Below are 13,351 nucleotides of genomic sequence, written 5' to 3' on the forward strand. Positions count from 1 at the left end.
CGGCAGACATTCGAAAAATGCGTTATTGGGCAGTCGGCATGCTGAATTCAGGCCCCTTGGCGATGCTGTCGGGCCAGCGCTGCATCACGCTTTTGTAGCGACTGTAGAAGCGCAGGCCTTCTTCGCCGTAGGCATGGTGATCGCCGAACAACGAACGCTTCCAGCCGCCAAAGGAATGCCAGGCCATGGGCACCGGAATCGGTACATTGATGCCGACCATGCCAACCTTGATATTGCGGGCGAACGCCCGGGCAATGCCGCCGTCACGGGTGAAGCACGACACGCCGTTGCCGAATTCATGGGCGTTGATCAGCGCCACCGCCGTGGCGAAATCCGGTACACGGACGATCCCCAGCACCGGGCCGAAAATCTCTTGCTGGTAGATGCTCATCTCGGCGGTGACCTGGTCGAACAGCGTCGCGCCGACAAAGAACCCCTGCTCGGCCCCGGGCACCTTGAAACCACGGCCATCGACGATCAGCCGAGCGCCCTCGGCCACGCCGGCGTCGATGAAACCTTCGACCTTGGCCTTGTGTTCGGCGGTGACCAGCGGCCCCATGTCGGTGCCGGGCTGCTGACCGTTACCGATCTTCAGTTGGTCGATACGGGGCAACAGCTTGGCAATCAATTCATCGCCCACGTCGCCCACTGCCACAGCGATGGAAATCGCCATGCAGCGCTCGCCGGCCGAACCGTAGGCGGCGCCGATCAGGGCATCCGCCGCCTGGTCGAGGTCGGCGTCAGGCATGACGATCATGTGGTTCTTGGCCCCGCCCAGGGCCTGCACACGTTTGCCGTGTGCCGTGCCCTGCTGGTGGATGTACTCGGCAATCGGCGTGGAGCCGACAAAGGATATCGCTTCGATGTCCGGGTGCTGCAACAGCGCATCCACCGCCACCTTGTCGCCCTGGACCACGTTGAACACACCGTCCGGCAAGCCGGCTTCGGTCAGCAACCGGGCCATCAGCAGGCTGGCGGAGGGATCGCGCTCCGAAGGCTTGAGGATGAAGCAGTTGCCGGCAACCAGCGCCAGGGGAATCATCCACAACGGCACCATCACCGGGAAATTGAACGGCGTGACCCCGGCGCAAACGCCCAGGGGCTGGCGCAGATTCCAGTTGTCGATGCCGCCGCCGATGTTGTCGCTGAAATCGGTCTTGAGCAGGTTCGGCGCACCGCAGGCGTACTCGACGATCTCGATGCCTCGGGTGACTTCGCCGTGGGCGTCGGACAGCACCTTGCCGTGTTCACGGCTGATGATCTGCGCCAGTTCGTCGTGGTGCCGGTCCAGCAGTTCCTTGAACTTGAACATCACCCGCGAACGGCGCAATGACGACTGCTCGGACCAGGCCGGGAACGCCGCCAGCGCCGAGGCCACTGCCGCGTCGACGGTGCCCGGCTCGGCCAGGGCCACCCGGGCCTGCACCGCACCGGTGGCCGGGTTGAAGACATTGCTGAAACGCGTGCTGTCGCGGTCCTGCACGTGGCCGTTGAGGTAATGGCCTACTACCGGGGCGTCACTCATTGTTCTTGTTCTCCGTGCGAATGTTGGAAATCAGAGGTCCAGCAGCCAGCTGTGCTGCGGATCGTTATGGAACTGCCAGACCCGCTTCGGGCCGGCCATGACGTTCAGGTAATACGACTCGTAACCGTAGGGCACGCTGACCGGGTGATAGCCCTTGGGCACCACCACCAGGTCGCTGTTCTCCACGGCCATGGCCTGGTCGATGCTGCGGTCGTCGGTGTAGACCCTCTGGAACACGAAGCCTTGGGACGGGTTGACCTGGTGGTAATAGGTTTCTTCCAGGAAGCTCTGGTGCGGCAGGTCGTCGGTGTCGTGCTTGTGCGGCGGGTAGCTCGAGGAGTGCCCCGACGGTGTGCGCACTTCCACCACCAGCAGCGAATGGGCCGGTTCGCTGTCGGGCAGGATGTCGCAGACATAGCGGGTGTTGGCGCCCTTGCCGCGCACACTGCGCTTCATGCTGTCCGGGCGGATCAGCCGTGGGGCATAACTGTTTTGCGCAGAACCCGGCGCGGCGCACACGGCAATCTGCACATCACTCAACGCGGTGACCTGGGCCTGACTGCCGGGCGGCAGGTAAGCGGCATAGGGTGACTTGTCCTCGAACACCGACTGGCGATCACCGAGGTTGTCCCAATGGAAAGCGCCCTGCCCCGGCGCTTCGCCCTTGAGGCTGATGCGCCCGCTGAGCAGCACCAGGCACAATTCCTTGTCACCGGCGGCCACCGGCAGGGTTTCACCGAGGCTCAGGCGGTAGGCGGCGAACCCGACGTATTCCAGCTCACCTGCCGGCAACTGGACCATGGTTCGACCGCTGGCATGGCTCTTGATCAACAAGCTCATGACGGACTCCTTTCTTGCAGCAAGGCACGCAGCGTGTCGTAGCCCTTCTTGGCGTAGGCATAACTCGGTGCTACGGCAGGGTCCTGCTCGGCTTCCACCACCAGCCAGCCTTGGTAATCGGCGGCCAGCAGGACGTCGAGCAACGCGGCGAAGTCGATGTCGCCGTCCCCCGGCACGGTGAAGGTGCCGTTGATGATGCAGTCGGGAAAACTCCACAGGTTATTGCGCGCCAGTTGCACCACCGGTTTGCGCACGTCCTTGAAGTGCACATGGCAGACTCGCTCGATGTGTTTGCGCAGCACCTGCAACGGTTCGCCACCGCCCATGTAGCAGTGGCCCGAGTCGAACAGCAGGCCCACTTCGCTGCCGGTCAGGGCCATCAGCTTGTCGATGTCCGCGGGTGACTCGACATAGGCGCCCATGTGGTGGTGATAGGCCAGGCGCACGCCCCGGGACAAGGTGAAGCGCGCCAGCTCGGTGAGCTTGTCGGCGTAGGCTTGCCAGGCTTCATCCGTATGGAAACGCGGCCGCTCGATCAGTGAAATGCGTTGGCCTTGAATGGAATCGGCGACTTCACCATAGACCAGCACGTTGGCGCCGTTCTGTGCCAGCAGCTCGACGTGGCTGGCGATGGCGTCGATTTCCTCAGCCGCCGAACGCCGGGCCAGGCGGCTGGAATACCAGCCGGAGACCAGCGCCAGGTCATAAGGACGCAGCACATCGCCGACACCCTTGGCGTCCTTGGGGAATTTGCCGTTGAGTTCAAAACCTTCGTAGCCGATTTCCTTGCCCTCGCTCAGCGCCGTGCTCAACGGCGTCTCGCCGCCCAACGACGGCAAGTCATCGTTGCTCCAGGAAATCGGGTTGATGCCAATTCGAATAGCGGGCATGGCTGCACCTTTTATTGTTTTCAAACTGAATATCGAAAACCGTTTGGAATACTTATTGTGGCTAGGGGATTTATCCCCGCTGGGGTGCGAAGCAGCCCCAAACCCAGCAGCTCGGTGTGTCAGGCAAATTGAATTAAACCTTTAAGGGGCCGCTTCGCAGCCCAGAGGGGATAAATCCCCTCGCCACAAGAGCCGGCGCAACATCCATCAAGCACGGGCACTGCGCCACGCCTCGATCAATTCCACAAACCTGCCCTGCACCTGCCGGATCAGCGTCTCATCATCGATTTCCCCGGCCAGCCAGGCCCGGCTCGGTTCCTGGAAGATCGTGCGGCCCACGGCGAAACCGCGGCAGGTGGTGCTCTGGCTGGCCTGGCGGAAGCCTTCGGCCAGGGCGGCGGCCGGGGCGTTGAGGCCCAGCAGGACCACGCCACGGCAATACGGGTCGCGGTGCTGGATCAGCTCATCGAGCTGTTTCCATTCCTCCGCGCTCTGGGCCTCGATCTTCCACCACGCCGGGAAAATACCCAGGTTGTAGAGGCGCTTGAGGGCGCGATAGAGCACGTCCGGGTGGGGTGACGGATGATCCTTGGGCGGAATGACTTCCAGCAGCAATTCATGGCCGCTGACCTGGGACGCCTTGTACAAGCCCATCAATTGCGCTTCCTGCTCCAGGCGCAGCAGTGGTTCGTCGTCAGGGTGAAATTGCACCAGGCACTTGATGATCTGTTCCTGTGGCCAGGCGATCAGATTGCTGCCAATGGAGCGCCCGTGTTCGAACGCCAGTGGCCGCGAGCCCTGCACTTCCACCGGCCGCGCCACCCACCAGCCACGTCCGGTGGCAGCGTTCAGCGAGTCCTGGCCGAAGCGCTGGTCAGCCAGCAGACCGACGTCGGCCTCGACGCCTTGGCGTTGCAGGTCGGCTTCGACCCGCTCCACCGCCTGGATGAACAATTGCTTGAGGTCACCAATGCAGCTCAGGTCGCGGCCGCCCTTCTGCGCCAGTTCCACCAGTTGCCAGCGATGGTCGAACGCAAAGATGAACAGTTGTTTCCAGGTCTTGCGGGGCACGCTGACCTGATGCAGTCGTTGCAGCACGGCATCCTGGTCCGGACGGGTAATCGGCACCGGGCTCTTGAATAAATAGTCGAGCTCGGCCCGGGTCGGCATCGCCGGGGCACAGGCATGACGCGACACCACCAGGCCGCCGCAGGCATTGGCCAACTGACAGCAGCGCTCATCGCTGGCGTCCTGCAGCCAGCCGGCGAGGAACCCCGACATGAATGCATCACCGGCGCCCAGTACATTCAAGACCTCGACCCGGACACCAGGGTAAAGGGCGCCGTCTTCAAGGCGGGCGGGAATGGCGCCATGAATCACCGTGCAACCTTGCGGGCCAAGCTTGACCACCAGGGTCGCCGCCGTCAGCGAGCGCACGGTGCGCAGCGCGGTCAGCAGATCTTCGCTGCCGCCAGCGATGAGGAATTCTTCTTCGGTGCCAACGATCAGGTCGAAACGCGGCAGGATGCCTTGCACATGCTGGCTGACCTTCTGGTCGGCCACAAAACGGGTTTCCCCATCGGCCTTGCCCGCCAGCCCCCAGAGCACTGGTCGATAATCGATGTCCAACACGCATTTGACGTTGTGTTTCTCAGCGTAATCCAGCGCCTGGGTACTGGCCTTGTAGACGCCATCGGTAGAGAAATGCGTGCCGGTGATCAGCAGCGCCTTGCTGGAGGCAATGAAGGCTTCGTCGATGTCTTCGGCGCGCAACGCCATGTCGGCGCAGTTTTCCCGGTAGAACACCAGGGGAAAGGTTTCCCGGTCCTTGATCCCCAGCAGGACCATGGCCGTCAGGCGTTCGGAATCGACCTTGATGCCACTGACATCGCAGCCTTCACGTGCCAGGGATTCCACCAGGAAGCGGCCCATGTGGTCGTCCCCTACCCGGCTCAGCATCGCCGACCGGAGCCCCAGGCGTGCCGTGCCGAAAGCGATGTTGGCCGACGAACCGCCCAGGTACTTGGCGAAGCTTGCGACATCTTCCAGGCGCGCGCCGACTTGCTGCGCGTAAAGGTCGACGCCCAGGCGTCCCAGGCAGATCACATCCAATTGACGCCCACTGGCAAAACGAGTCTGGCCCATGCTGGCTCCTGTTATTTTTATCAGCCTGCGCTTGTCGCCAAAATCGACGCCAGCGCTGTTGGTGAATGCAGACTAAAACGAGCGGCGCGCAATAATCAATAATTATTCTATAAATTTTTTACGTGGAATATTTTTTCCAATACGCTATGAGCAAAGCGAGCCAGGCGCAGTGCATCGTTTCAGCAGATGCTGCAACATTTGTCCGCCCATGATTTTCCCTGCGCCTACGCTGTAGACTGCGACCAGCCAACCTATTGTCGAGGGCCGGCCTTTTTTCGGGCCGCCCTATAAGAACAAGCCAGAAGGATTTTCTATGACCCGCCCTGATGATCTGCCGGCGCCGTCCGAGAGCGCGTCCGAACCCGCCCTCTCGAGCCCACCGATCAATGCCGAGCGCCTGCTGCAACTGATCACCGATGAATACGAAAGCCTGCCGCGCCAGCTCAAACGCATCGCCAGCTACATGAGCCAGCAGAGCGACCGGATCATGGTCGACCGCATCAGCGACATCGCCCGGGAATGCGAAGTGCACCCCTCGGCCATCGTCAGGTTTTCCCAGCGCTTCGGCTTCAGCGGGTTCAGCGAAATGCAGGCGTTGTTCCGCGAGGCCTACACCCACAAGACCACGCCGGTGCAGAACTACCAGCAGCGCATCCGCAGCATGATCGCCAACAAGTCGCAGAAGGCCAGCGGCGGCGACCTGGCCCGCGAGTGCGTCAACGCGACCCTGTCGGGCATCGAGCGACTGGGGTTGGAGCTGGACGACCAGGCGTTCGAAAAGGCCGTGGACCTGGTGGTCAACGCCGACAACATCTACGTGGTGGGTGTGCGCCGCTCGTTCGCGGTCGCCGATTACCTGGTCTACAACCTGCAACACACCAATAAACGCATTCACCTGGTGTCCGGCCTGGGGGGCAGTTACCGCGAGCAGATGCGCAGCGTGCGCGCCAACGACCTGGTCATCGCCATCAGCTTCACGCCCTATGGCAAGGAAACCCAGCACTGCCTGCGCATTGCCCAGCACCACCAGGCCAAGACCCTGATCATCACCGACAGTAACCTGTCGCCCCTGGCCAAACGGGCCAACGCGGTGTTGCTGGTCAACGAAGGCAGTTCGTTCGCCTTCCGCTCCCTGAGTGCCACGTTGTGCCTGTGCCAGGCGTTGTTCATCGCCGTGGCTTACCGACTGGAACTCAAGGTCGATGAAATCCATGAACAGGTCGGGTTCGAGGATTAACGCCCGCAAAGGATTACTCAAGGAGAAGTCATGAAACTGATCGGCATGCTGGACTCGCCCTATGTAAGACGCGTCGCCATTTCCGCCAAGTGCCTGGGGGTTGCCCTGGAGCACGATTCCGTTTCGGTGTTCAGGCATTTCGAACAGTTCCAGCGCATCAACCCGGTGGTCAAGGCCCCGACCCTGGTACTGGACGACGGCAACGTGCTGATGGATTCCACGTTGATCATCGACTACCTGGAGGCCTTGGCCGCCCCGGGGAAAAGCTTGATGCCGGTCGACATTGGCCAACGGCTGCGCGCACTGCGCCTGATTGGATTGGCCCTGGCGGCGTGCGAGAAGTCGGTGCAGATCTACTACGAACGCAACCTGCGGCCAACGGAGATCCAGCACGCCCCCTGGGTTGAACGCGTGGAAGGCCAACTGGCGGCGGCTTATGGAATGCTGGAGCAGGAACTGGAGAAGCAGCCGCTGGGCACTGATGGCAAACTCGATCAGGCCGGCATCACCGTGGCAGTGGCCTGGAGCTTCACCAACCTGGTGGTGCCAGACCAGGTGCAAGGCAAGGCTTTCCCGTTGATCAGCGCATTCACCGCCTATGCCGAAGGGTTGGAGGCGTTTGTCAGCACGCCGATGGAATAACCGGCTGTGAACAAAAAAGCCTGGGGGTAATCAGAGTACCTGTGGGAGCAAAGCTTGCTCGCGATAGCGGTATACCAGTCAACATTGTTGCTGGATGATCCAGCGCTATCGCGAGCAAGCTTTGCTCCCACAGGCTCCCCACAGGCGCACACAGTTTGTTTTCGGGTGACTGCGAGATTTTTGTTCCTCACCGAGTTTCTTCAGGCCAGTTCCATTTCCTGGGGCTTTACTGTCGGCGCCACCTCGAAGCGATCTTCCAGGAAGGGGGTGATGTCCAGCGGCAAGGGTTCGTTGTTCACCAGCTTGTCCAGCAGCACCCCGGTGATGGCCGAGGTCAGGATGCCGGTGCGGAAATGCCCGCAGGCATTGAGATAGCCTTCCACCCCGCGCATCGGCCCCAGGATCGGCAATTCATCAGGTGACCCCGGGCGCAGGCCGGCCCAGGTTCGTTTCAGGTTGATGTCGACCAACTGCGGAATACAGCGCACCGCGCCTTGCACCAGCCCTTCGATCTCGGGATAGGTCGTGGTCACGTCGAAGCCTTTGTCTTCGGTGGTGCTGCCAATGAGGATCTCACCGTTGTCTTTCTGCGCCACGTAGCAGTCGCTGGTGGTCAGGCAGCCGTTGAGGATTTTCGGCATGCGCTCGGTCAACAGGATCTGCCCCTTGACCGGTTTGACCGGAATCCGCACGCCAGTGGCCTGCTCACTCAGGTCCGCCGCCCAGGCACCGGCCGCGTTGATCAGGGTCCGGCAGTTGAACGTCCCCGCCTCGGCGGTTTTCACACCTGTCACCCGCGTGCCGCTGCGCAGCACCTCGGTCACGCTGGTGTTGAAGAACAGGTCGACACCGTTCTGCCGGGCGCCTTCGGTGTAGGCATCGGCCAGGCGGAACGGGCTGACCTGGTGATCGCAGAGAAACTCCAGCGCACCCAAGGCTTCATGGCTGACACTCGGCTCCGCCTCACGCAGGGCCGCCTGGTCCAGCCAGCGCACCTGGTCAGCCAGGTGAGGAATGCAGGCGACGATGTGCTCGGCGTACAAACGGTCTTCGTCGTCGTAGATCACGAACTTGAGCCCGGTCTCCTCGAACTTGAAATCCATGCCGTGGTTGTCGATCAATTCGCGGTGCAACTGCGGATACATCGCGTTGGACTGCAAGGCGAAATCAAAGAACGACTGGGGCAGGATGTGCGGCGTACTGGCATCCACCGCCACGGCGGCGCCCTGGGTCTGGCGCTTGCGGTTGGCCGACATCATGCGAAAGAAAATCACCCCGCAACCCAGGCCCACCGACTCACCAATGGCCCACAGTCCGCCTGCCGAGGCACGGGTCGCGTTGCCGGGGCGCTTGGCGTCGATCAGGGCGATCTTCAGGTGTTTGCGCTTGGACAGTTGATAGGCACAGGAGGCCCCGATCACACCGCCACCGGCGATGACCACGTCATAATCCTTAATCATGGGAAACGGCCTCCATGCCGACATTCTGGAACGCTGAAAAGGGAATCGGATCGATGGGGAAACGCGGTCGCAGCCAGCCCACGTCGGCACGCCCGGTGGCTTCGCGCAAGCGGTCGCTGCAGTAGCCGACGCACATCCGCCCCTGGCAATCGCCCATGCTCACGCGGGTGCGCATCTTCAGGCTGGCCATGTCTTGCACGCCTTGCTCCAGTGCCCGGTCGATGTCGGCGCGGGTGGCGTGCTCGCAGCGGCAGATCACCGTATCGGCGGCCGGCAACGCGGTTTGCCCGGCGCCACGCTGGGTGTAGCGATCCACGGCGGCGCGAAAGCGAATGATCCGCTCCAGTTGCGCCTGGTAGCGTTCGCGGTGCGCCAGGGCCGTGGACGGATCGAGCACGTTGCGTTGCATCAGGATCGACAGCGCCGCGATGCGTCCACTCAGCATGGCCGCTTCACCGCCGCGCATCCCGCCCATGTCGCCGGCCAGGTGAATGTGCGCTTCGCTGCTTTGTTGCCAGGCATCGGACACGGCCCGCAAATAGCCGTCGTCGCTGAAACCGTGCTCCAGGCCCATCTGCTGGCTCAATTGAGTCCGCGGGATAAACCCGTAGCCGACCGCCAGCGTCTGGGCCGGCACCTGTTCCGCGCGTTTGAGGTCGGGTTCCCAGGTCGTGGAATAAGGCGCGACGGTAACGACGCTCAACTCACCCTCGCCGTCAGCCTGCACCACGCCCCAGCCATAGCGCACGGGAATGCGCTTGAGCTTGAGGTAGGCCAGCATGCTCAGGCCGTCGAGGAACAGTTGCGGCTTGTTCAGCAACGCCAGGCTTTCCTTGGCGATCCGGCCGAACGCACAGGCCTCATACACCCCCGCCACCGCGACGCCCGATGCGTGCAGTTGGCAAGCCACCAGTGGCAGCAACGGACCGGTGCCAGCGATCACCACCGGGCTCGGCGGTTTGACCACACCGCTCTTGATCTGCAATTGCAGGCCGCCGAGCATCATCACGCCCGGCAGGGTCCAGCCAGGAAACGGCACGCTGCGTTCGTGACAACCGGCCGCCAGGACCAGATGGGAATAGGCGACCTCGCCCAGGCGCTCGTCGGCATCCAGCAGCATCAGCGCCCGGAAGCCTTCGGCACCGATGACCCGGCTGCTCAATCGCACGTCGATCAGGCCGGCGTGTTGCTGGAATTCACCGTGGAGTTTCTCCAGGGCGTCGCTGTAGCGCGGGCCCAGGTAATCCAGGCGCACGCCATCGCGTAACGGTCCGCGATACACCACGCCACCCAGGCGCGGCGCTTCTTCGAGCAAGGTGCAGCGCACGCCGTGGGAGGCCAGTTCAATGGCCGCGGCCATGCCCGCCGGCCCACCGCCGACAATCACCGGATCGAGGCTCATGGCGCCTCCGTTTCGGTGATGCGGTTGACCCGGGTTTCGATCTGCATGCCGGGGCGTACCAGGGTCTGGCAGGCGCGGCGCTTGTGGCGGCCGTCGATCCTGACCAGGCAGCATTGGCACACGCCCATGCCGCAGTAGGCGCCGCTGATCTGGTCGTGGTCGTTGCGGGCCACCTGGCGTTGCCCCAGGGACTGGATGACGGTGAGGACGGTTTCACCGTGGGCAGCACTGACAGCCTGCCCGTCCAGGCGCACCGTCATATCGGCCTGTGCCAGCGGCTGGATATCGAATTTTCGGCGTAGAAGGTCTGAAGGTTGCATCATACGGCTCTTCCTTGAAGATTCTGTGGGGGCTCGGCTCCTTGCGGCACACCATCACCGGTTCGCATCAGTACCCGGCAGCGGCGGTGCGCCAAAGCAGGGCAACAGACGCCACATGATAGTGCGCAAGAAAATTATGTTAGGGATTATTTGTGACCAAGTGTTGATCCAGGCCAGCGAATCGGCTCGTCGGCTCATGAACTTTTTTTCAGAAAGCCGACAGGTATTCTTTGGCAGAATGCTGCGCAATAGCACCAACTTCCCAACACGGTACCGCCCATGAACCGCATCCTGACCATCGAAGACGACGCCGTGACCGCCCGTGAAATCGTCGCCGAGCTGACCCGCAACGGCCTGGACGTCGATTGGGTCGACAACGGCCGCGAAGGCCTGGAACGGGCGGTCAGCGGCGACTACGACCTGATCACGCTCGACCGCATGCTGCCCGAGCTCGACGGCCTGGTGATCGTCACCACGCTGCGCACCATGGGCGTGGCCACACCGATCCTGATGATCAGCGCCCTTTCCGATGTGGATGAGCGTGTGCGTGGCCTGCGGGCCGGCGGCGACGACTACCTGACCAAGCCGTTCGCCACCGACGAAATGGCCGCCCGGGTCGAAGTGCTGCTGCGACGCAACAACGGTACCCGCGAGCCGGAAACCGTGCTGCGGGTAGCCGACCTGGAGCTGAACCTGATCAGCCGCGAAGCCAGCCGCAACGGCCAACTGCTCAGCCTGCTGCCCACCGAGTACAAGCTGCTGGAGTTCCTGATGCGCAACAGTGGGCAGATTCTTTCGCGCATGATGATTTTCGAGGAAGTCTGGGGCTATCACTTCGACCCCGGCACCAACCTGATCGATGTCCACATCGGCCGCCTGCGCAAGAAAATCGACCCGCCGGGCCTGGAACCGCTGATTCGCACGGTACGGGGCTCCGGCTATGTCATTGCTGAACCCCGCTAAGGGCTGGCGCTCCTCCAGCAGCCGTCTGCTGGCGCTGTACAGCTCGCTGTTCGTGATCTGGAGCGCGATTCTGATGGGGGTCATGTATTACGAAGTATTCGGCTACCTCGACAGCCTGGCCAAGCACTCCTTGATGCAACGCCAGCACCTGTTCGCCCGCATCCATGGCAATCAACTGGAAGACGCGCTCATGGCCAGCCTGACGCTGGACGAGCGCGGCGTCGATGCCTACGGCCTGTTCGATCCGCAATTGCGCCATCTGAGCGGGCCGATCCAGCGCGTTCCCGCTGACCTGCCGCTGGACGGCAAGATCCACATGCTCGGCGGCTGCGTCGATTCCGATGAACCGGGCGTGCCTTCCGACAGCTGCGACGCGGTGGCGACCCGGACCCAGGACGGTCGCTGGCTGGTCCTGGCCCGGGACAACGGCTCGCTGTTCGCGGTGACGCGGATCATCTTGCACGCGCTGTTCTGGGGAGTATCGCTGACGATCCTGCCGGGCATCGCTGGCTGGCATCTGCTGCGCCGGCGACCGTTGCGGCGGATTCGCAAACTGCAGGCCAGTGCCGAAGCCATCGTCGCCGGCGACCTGACCCATCGCCTGCCGCTGTCGAGCCGACGTGATGAACTGGACATGCTCGCGGCGATCGTCAACGCCATGCTCGAGCGCATCGAACGCTTGATGAATGAGGTCAAGGGCGTGTGCGACAACATCGCCCATGACCTGCGCACCCCATTGACGCGTCTGCGTGCCCAACTTTATCGCATCCAGCAGCAAGCGCCGGACGGCTCGCCCGAGGCCTTGCAAATGGACCAGGTGATCGCCGAGACCGACACGCTGATGGCGCGGTTTCGTGGCTTGTTGCGGATTTCCGAGCTGGAAGACCAGCAGCGGCGCTCGGGCTTCGTGCGCCTCGACCCGTTGCAGTTATTGCAGGAGCTGCATGACTTTTACCTGCCGCTGGCCGAGGAAGGCGAACTGACCTTCATCCTCGAAGTGCCTGATGCGCTGCCCCTGCTCAACGGCGACCGGGCATTATTGTTCGAGGCTGTGTCGAACCTGCTGAGCAACTCCATCAAGTTCACGCCGCCGGGAGGCACCGTGATCCTGTGTGGGGTCGATCAGGGCGACAGCACCCGCATCGAAGTGCTCGATTCGGGCCCGGGCATCCCCGAGGCGGAGCGCAAGGCCGTGTTTCGCCGCTTCTACCGCGCCGAGGGCAGCAGCCAGCACGGCGGATTCGGCCTGGGCCTGTCGATCGTCGCGGCGATCGTCAATCTGCATGGGTTCACGCTGGAGGTGGGCAGCAGCGAACACGGCGGCGCGCGGTTGGTGCTCGATTGCCGGGCGACGTTGTTGTAAACACTGCAGGGCATGAGGTGCAAACACATACTTGTGGCGAGGGGATTTATCCCCGCTCGGCTGCGAAGCAGACGCCAGTCGTTATAACTGATTGGGCCTGCTTCGCAGTCCAGCGGGGATAAATCCCCTCGCCACAATGGATTCTGCTCACTGCTCGATCAGGACTCACTGCGATGCAACGGGGTGTTTTGCAGCTCATAGCGCAGCTCATCGATCAACTTGGCGATACTTTCTTCCGAGCGGACGCTGTCGACACTCATGCCACTCACCACCAGGTCCACCTCACCGCTTTCACGGTGATACAGGCGCACAGTGAGGGTGCCGTCACCATTGAGGCTGCATTCACAAGCCAGCGGCGTAAAGCTTTCTTCCAGGCGGGTGCGCAAGGGGGCCAGATGGGTCATGCGATGCACCTCAGCCCCGGGGGCGCAAATGAACGGTGGACAGCGCCGACCTCCTGGTCCGCATAGGCATCCTGTCGCGCTCATACTGGGTTGGTTCGCTGCACATTGTGGCGTATTCCTTGACTGTTTCGTGGGGACGCGACATCACAGACGATGTCGC

At 62.5% G+C, this 13,351-nt stretch carries 12 protein-coding genes; 4 read left to right on the plus strand and 8 right to left on the minus strand.

Annotated features, from left to right (window positions below; genetic code table 11):
• Nucleotides 1-22: 22 nt before the first annotated feature.
• The 4 genes from CFII68_RS03785 to iolC all read right to left on the minus strand — a co-directional run bounded on the left by CFII68_RS03785 (nucleotide 23) and on the right by iolC (nucleotide 5,400).
• On the minus strand, nucleotides 23-1,525 hold the full coding sequence (locus CFII68_RS03785) for a CoA-acylating methylmalonate-semialdehyde dehydrogenase (RefSeq protein ID WP_018612779.1): 1,503 nt from the start codon (nucleotides 1,523-1,525) through the stop codon (nucleotides 23-25).
• A gap of 30 nt (nucleotides 1,526-1,555) precedes the next feature.
• On the minus strand, nucleotides 1,556-2,365 hold the full coding sequence (gene iolB / locus CFII68_RS03780; protein ID WP_018612781.1) for a 5-deoxy-glucuronate isomerase: 810 nt from the start codon (nucleotides 2,363-2,365) through the stop codon (nucleotides 1,556-1,558).
• Entirely contained in the window at nucleotides 2,362-3,255 is an 894-nt protein-coding gene (gene iolE / locus CFII68_RS03775) for a myo-inosose-2 dehydratase (RefSeq protein ID WP_018612783.1), read from the minus strand. The genes iolB and iolE overlap by 4 nt, the downstream gene beginning before the upstream one ends.
• Nucleotides 3,256-3,462: 207 nt before the next feature.
• Nucleotides 3,463-5,400, minus strand: coding sequence for a 5-dehydro-2-deoxygluconokinase (gene iolC / locus CFII68_RS03770; protein WP_018612785.1), 1,938 nt, complete (start codon nucleotides 5,398-5,400; stop codon nucleotides 3,463-3,465).
• Between the two features lie 313 nt (nucleotides 5,401-5,713).
• Here iolC and CFII68_RS03765 point away from each other — a divergent pair, with 313 nt between their 5' ends.
• Both CFII68_RS03765 and CFII68_RS03760 read left to right on the plus strand, forming a co-directional pair.
• Nucleotides 5,714-6,637: a MurR/RpiR family transcriptional regulator gene (locus CFII68_RS03765; RefSeq protein WP_014337867.1), complete on the plus strand. Its 924-nt coding sequence runs from the start codon at nucleotides 5,714-5,716 to the stop codon at nucleotides 6,635-6,637.
• 30 nt (nucleotides 6,638-6,667) lie between these two features.
• On the plus strand, nucleotides 6,668-7,279 hold the full coding sequence (locus CFII68_RS03760; protein WP_018612787.1) for a glutathione S-transferase: 612 nt from the start codon (nucleotides 6,668-6,670) through the stop codon (nucleotides 7,277-7,279).
• Nucleotides 7,280-7,479: 200 nt separating this feature from the next.
• On the opposite strand, the gene hcnC is transcribed toward CFII68_RS03760, so the two are convergent.
• The 3 genes from hcnC to hcnA are packed head-to-tail and all read right to left on the minus strand — an operon-like array spanning nucleotide 7,480 to nucleotide 10,464.
• A complete protein-coding gene (hcnC, locus tag CFII68_RS03755; protein ID WP_018612789.1) occupies nucleotides 7,480-8,739 on the minus strand; it encodes a cyanide-forming glycine dehydrogenase subunit HcnC in 1,260 nt (419 codons plus the stop codon).
• Nucleotides 8,732-10,141 carry a cyanide-forming glycine dehydrogenase subunit HcnB gene (gene hcnB / locus CFII68_RS03750; protein WP_018612791.1) on the minus strand — a complete coding sequence of 470 codons (1,410 nt, stop codon included), beginning with the start codon at nucleotides 10,139-10,141 and terminating at the stop codon, nucleotides 8,732-8,734. Before hcnB ends, hcnC begins: the two co-directional genes overlap by 8 nt.
• Complete coding sequence (gene hcnA / locus CFII68_RS03745) at nucleotides 10,138-10,464, minus strand: cyanide-forming glycine dehydrogenase subunit HcnA (protein WP_018612793.1); 327 nt, start codon at nucleotides 10,462-10,464, stop codon at nucleotides 10,138-10,140. Before hcnA ends, hcnB begins: the two co-directional genes overlap by 4 nt.
• A 276-nt stretch (nucleotides 10,465-10,740) precedes the next feature.
• On the opposite strand from hcnA, the gene CFII68_RS03740 reads away from it, so the two are divergent.
• The gene (locus CFII68_RS03740; RefSeq protein WP_018612795.1) at nucleotides 10,741-11,424 is read left to right on the plus strand and encodes a response regulator transcription factor; all 684 of its coding nucleotides are present in this window, start codon (nucleotides 10,741-10,743) and stop codon (nucleotides 11,422-11,424) included.
• On the plus strand, nucleotides 11,402-12,787 hold the full coding sequence (locus CFII68_RS03735) for a HAMP domain-containing sensor histidine kinase (protein ID WP_018612797.1): 1,386 nt from the start codon (nucleotides 11,402-11,404) through the stop codon (nucleotides 12,785-12,787). Before CFII68_RS03740 ends, CFII68_RS03735 begins: the two co-directional genes overlap by 23 nt.
• A gap of 158 nt (nucleotides 12,788-12,945) precedes the next feature.
• Here CFII68_RS03735 and CFII68_RS03730 read toward each other — a convergent pair whose 3' ends face one another.
• Nucleotides 12,946-13,191 carry a DUF1652 domain-containing protein gene (locus tag CFII68_RS03730; RefSeq protein ID WP_018612799.1) on the minus strand — a complete coding sequence of 82 codons (246 nt, stop codon included), beginning with the start codon at nucleotides 13,189-13,191 and terminating at the stop codon, nucleotides 12,946-12,948.
• Between the last annotated feature and the right edge of the window lie 160 nt (nucleotides 13,192-13,351).

This window comes from Pseudomonas sp. CFII68 (genome assembly GCF_000416195.1).
In the GTDB taxonomy this organism is placed as follows: Bacteria; Pseudomonadota; Gammaproteobacteria; order Pseudomonadales; family Pseudomonadaceae; genus Aquipseudomonas; species Aquipseudomonas kilonensis.

What these genes read in the sequence shown, in the direction of transcription:
- CFII68_RS03785 (WP_018612779.1), bottom strand. Translation starts at nt 1,525, where the DNA reads ATGAGTGACGCCCCGGTAGTAGGCCATTACCTCAACGGCCACGTGCAG.
- iolB (WP_018612781.1), bottom strand. Translation starts at nt 2,365, where the DNA reads ATGAGCTTGTTGATCAAGAGCCATGCCAGCGGTCGAACCATGGTCCAG.
- iolE (WP_018612783.1), bottom strand. Translation starts at nt 3,255, where the DNA reads ATGCCCGCTATTCGAATTGGCATCAACCCGATTTCCTGGAGCAACGAT.
- iolC (WP_018612785.1), bottom strand. Translation starts at nt 5,400, where the DNA reads ATGGGCCAGACTCGTTTTGCCAGTGGGCGTCAATTGGATGTGATCTGC.
- CFII68_RS03765 (WP_014337867.1), top strand. Translation starts at nt 5,714, where the DNA reads ATGACCCGCCCTGATGATCTGCCGGCGCCGTCCGAGAGCGCGTCCGAA.
- CFII68_RS03760 (WP_018612787.1), top strand. Translation starts at nt 6,668, where the DNA reads ATGAAACTGATCGGCATGCTGGACTCGCCCTATGTAAGACGCGTCGCC.
- hcnC (WP_018612789.1), bottom strand. Translation starts at nt 8,739, where the DNA reads ATGATTAAGGATTATGACGTGGTCATCGCCGGTGGCGGTGTGATCGGG.
- hcnB (WP_018612791.1), bottom strand. Translation starts at nt 10,141, where the DNA reads ATGAGCCTCGATCCGGTGATTGTCGGCGGTGGGCCGGCGGGCATGGCC.
- hcnA (WP_018612793.1), bottom strand. Translation starts at nt 10,464, where the DNA reads ATGATGCAACCTTCAGACCTTCTACGCCGAAAATTCGATATCCAGCCG.
- CFII68_RS03740 (WP_018612795.1), top strand. Translation starts at nt 10,741, where the DNA reads ATGAACCGCATCCTGACCATCGAAGACGACGCCGTGACCGCCCGTGAA.
- CFII68_RS03735 (WP_018612797.1), top strand. Translation starts at nt 11,402, where the DNA reads ATGTCATTGCTGAACCCCGCTAAGGGCTGGCGCTCCTCCAGCAGCCGT.
- CFII68_RS03730 (WP_018612799.1), bottom strand. Translation starts at nt 13,191, where the DNA reads ATGACCCATCTGGCCCCCTTGCGCACCCGCCTGGAAGAAAGCTTTACG.